The sequence below is a fragment of the Bartonella sp. MM73XJBT.G genome, from assembly GCF_028618435.1.
Classification (GTDB): domain Bacteria; phylum Pseudomonadota; class Alphaproteobacteria; order Rhizobiales; family Rhizobiaceae; genus Bartonella.
On record NZ_JAQISW010000057.1, the window covers coordinates 1 to 2,955 of the forward strand.

At 39.3% G+C, this 2,955-nt stretch carries 2 protein-coding genes; one reads left to right on the forward strand and one right to left on the reverse strand.

Features of this window, described 5'->3' with window-relative positions; genetic code table 11:
* Nucleotides 1–947: 947 nt before the first annotated feature.
* A complete protein-coding gene (locus tag PVV59_RS09655) occupies nt 948–1,514 on the reverse strand; it encodes an abortive infection family protein (RefSeq protein WP_273755867.1) in 567 nt (188 codons plus the stop codon).
* Nucleotides 1,515–1,712: 198 nt separating this feature from the next.
* Here PVV59_RS09655 and PVV59_RS09660 point away from each other — a divergent pair, with 198 nt between their 5' ends.
* Complete coding sequence (locus PVV59_RS09660) at nt 1,713–2,879, forward strand: site-specific integrase (protein ID WP_273755868.1); 1,167 nt, start codon at nt 1,713–1,715, stop codon at nt 2,877–2,879.
* Nucleotides 2,880–2,955: the final 76 nt, after the last annotated feature.

Sequence of the window (2,955 nt, forward strand, 5' to 3'; positions counted from 1 at the left end):
TGTAAAGAGAAAATGTCTATGGTATGTAAGAATAGTGCTGTTTTTTATACGGAGCTGTCTTATTATAAAATTAAGTAGGGTAGGGGAAGAACGTATAGGTATGTAATTTACGCGCATAAAGGCTTTGAAGGGATTAAATCTAAACTCAGATTTTCTTGGACTTTATATCATCCTTCCCTTTGTTCTATGTGTAGTCTGTATATCTTTATCCTCAAAACAATCTGCCAACTTTTTGTAACAAAAAAACTGCACACAATTCCTTGAACATCTACACTATCTATACCCCTAACTACTAAGGCGGATTTTTACCTAGCAAGCTTTTTGGGGTAGCAAGCCTATGCCTATGATCATTGTAATGATGCAAACCTTTTGCAAACAGTGTTTTAAGAGGGTAAAGCGTTATGTTGATAGCAGAAAGCCTGTAAAGAGAAAATGGCTATGGTATGTAAGAATAGTGCTGTTTTTTATACGGAGCTGTCTTATTATAAAATTAAGTAGGGTAGAGGAAGAACGTATAGGTATGTAATTTACGCGCATAAAGGCTTTGTAGGAATTAAATCTAAGCTCAGATTTTCTCTCTTTACGGAGTTAAGACTTGTGTTTTTATCATAATGACTAGCTTCTCCATCATAATATTTCTGCACGAGAGCTTTCCAAAAATAGTACATCAGCTAGTTTGTTCTTAAAAAAATAATCAAGGCAATACTTTTGCACCATCCTCATTCGCCATCCTTAAGGGCGCCTTTTGCATTTACAGAAATTGCCACTGACTTTAGAAGCGGAGCCTAGAAACGCGGGGAAGAGGAGAACTATAGGGTGGTGTGATTACTCATTCTGTCATGCTATAGAAATATTTGGTTTTGTAGGGTAGAAGCAGCCCCCTTTAATGCTTTTTAGGCATTAAAAATGGCACAAGAAAATGCTGGTAGTCGTGATATGGTTTTTTATTATGGCTGATCCATGAGCTCTAAGATATAAATTGAGAGGGAATGGGCGGCATTAAAAGTTAAACGCGCATGGCGAGGCTTGAGATTGATTAGTTCAAAATCCTTTTTTGAGCGGCCGTGCGCTGCACCTTTCTTGTTTCTTAACTTTATAGTACCGCGCACAATTTGATACAGACCGGATGCGATCATTTTTAAGTCATTTTCATCTAGATCTTGATTTTTTAAGTTTTCTTGCTTCATATCTTCGGGATGGATCTTAGCTTTCTTAACGACTTCTTCCCATAAAGCAGGCAGATTATTACGGGCGTTTTCTTTATATGAGATAGAATGGTGGTCGAGATAAGCTTTGCAAGAGGCTTCCAACAGATTTGCTGCAAATAGAACCGCCTCCCTTGGATCTTTTTCTATATTTTCTAATGCTCTTTTTACTTCGATTTCTACTGCTGAAAGGCCTTTCTCTGTAATACGTTTTTGTAGCTCTTCTGTAGAGAGGAGACCAGCTTTTTGCAATTCTTGTGTGGAGGTCAACTCCTTCTTGATAATATATCCTCCACGCTGATATTCCAAGTCATATTCCTTTAACTTTCCTTACAAGGTATTGATTTATAATGATAATTTAGCGTTATTCATATTGAATTAGAACACCGAATAACGTAAGATTCTCTCATTTCAAATCTGTTTATCTTGCATCAATTAAAATCACTCATTTGCACATCACAAGCGGGATGAGTGTGTGGATCAAATTTGTATAAGAAAGGAGTAAAAATGGCTCTTATGAACCGTCTTAATGCAAGGTCTGTTGCAACATTGGGGGCTGGCAAATATAATGATGGTGCCGGCTTGCTTCTTCATAAGCGTAAAGATGGAGGTGCTCAATGGATTTACCGTTATACCATTCACGGGCGTCGTCGCGAAATGGGCTTGGGGGCTTTAAGAGATGTCTCTTTAAAACAAGCCCGTGAATTGGCAACGGGGTGGCGCTCTGTTCTTCGTGAAGGGCGTGACCCCATTAAAGAACGCGATAAACAAAAGCGTGAAGCAATAAGCAATCTCCATTATTTAAAAGATATTGCTTTAGATGCTTTTGAAAGTCGTAAAGCCGAATTAAAGGGGGATGGTAAGAATGGGAACTGGTTTATACCTTTAAAAATTCATATTTTACCAAAATTAGGCTGTCTGCCGGTTTCTGAGATTACACAAACAGAAATACGCAATGTTCTTGCCCCTATTTGGCATACAAAAGCTGGAACAGCTCGAACAGCATTGATACGTCTTAATCTTTGTCTCAAACATGCGGCTGCATTAGGATTGGATGTTGATTTACAAGCAACAGAAAAAGCACGCGCGCTCTTAGGGAAACAACGTCATAAGGTCACTAATATACCTGCTATGAATTGGAAAGATATACCGACTTTTTATAAAACACTTTGTGAAGCATCAACCCTAACACAACTGGCTTTGCGTCTGCTTATTCTTACAGGGGTTCGTACCAATTCCTTGTGTCATATTCATAAAGATCAAGTTGAGGGGGATATATGGACTATTCCTGCTGAGAATATGAAAGGAAAGCGTGATACAACAAAAGAATTTCGCGTCCCCTTATCAACAGAAACATTAGAAGTTTTAAAACAAGCGCGCTTGCTTTCTCGCAATGATTTCTTCTTTTCTGCAACCGGTCGCGGTCCCCTCGCTGCACGCTGTATGTCAAGGTATATGCAACAGGCTGGACTGAACGCCTGCCCCCATGGTTTTCGATCTAGTTTACGCGATTGGCTTGCTGAAACAACCGATGCCCCCTATGAGGTCGCTGAAACTATTCTAGCTCATACAGTGGGCGGTAAAGTAGAGCGTGCCTATCGTCGTACTGACTATTTAGAACAACGCCGTGTCTATATGGATAAATGGGCGGCTTATGTTACAGGTCAAGCTTAAGATATGGGGTGTAATACCCCATTATCTGTGGATAACTTTCTCTCTCTCTTCTCTCATTCTTTCTCAATAAGAATCA

Coding starts and splice junctions, on each gene's coding strand:
- PVV59_RS09660 (WP_273755868.1), top strand. CDS start 1,713: ATGGCTCTTATGAACCGTCTTAATGCAAGGTCTGTTGCAACATTGGGG.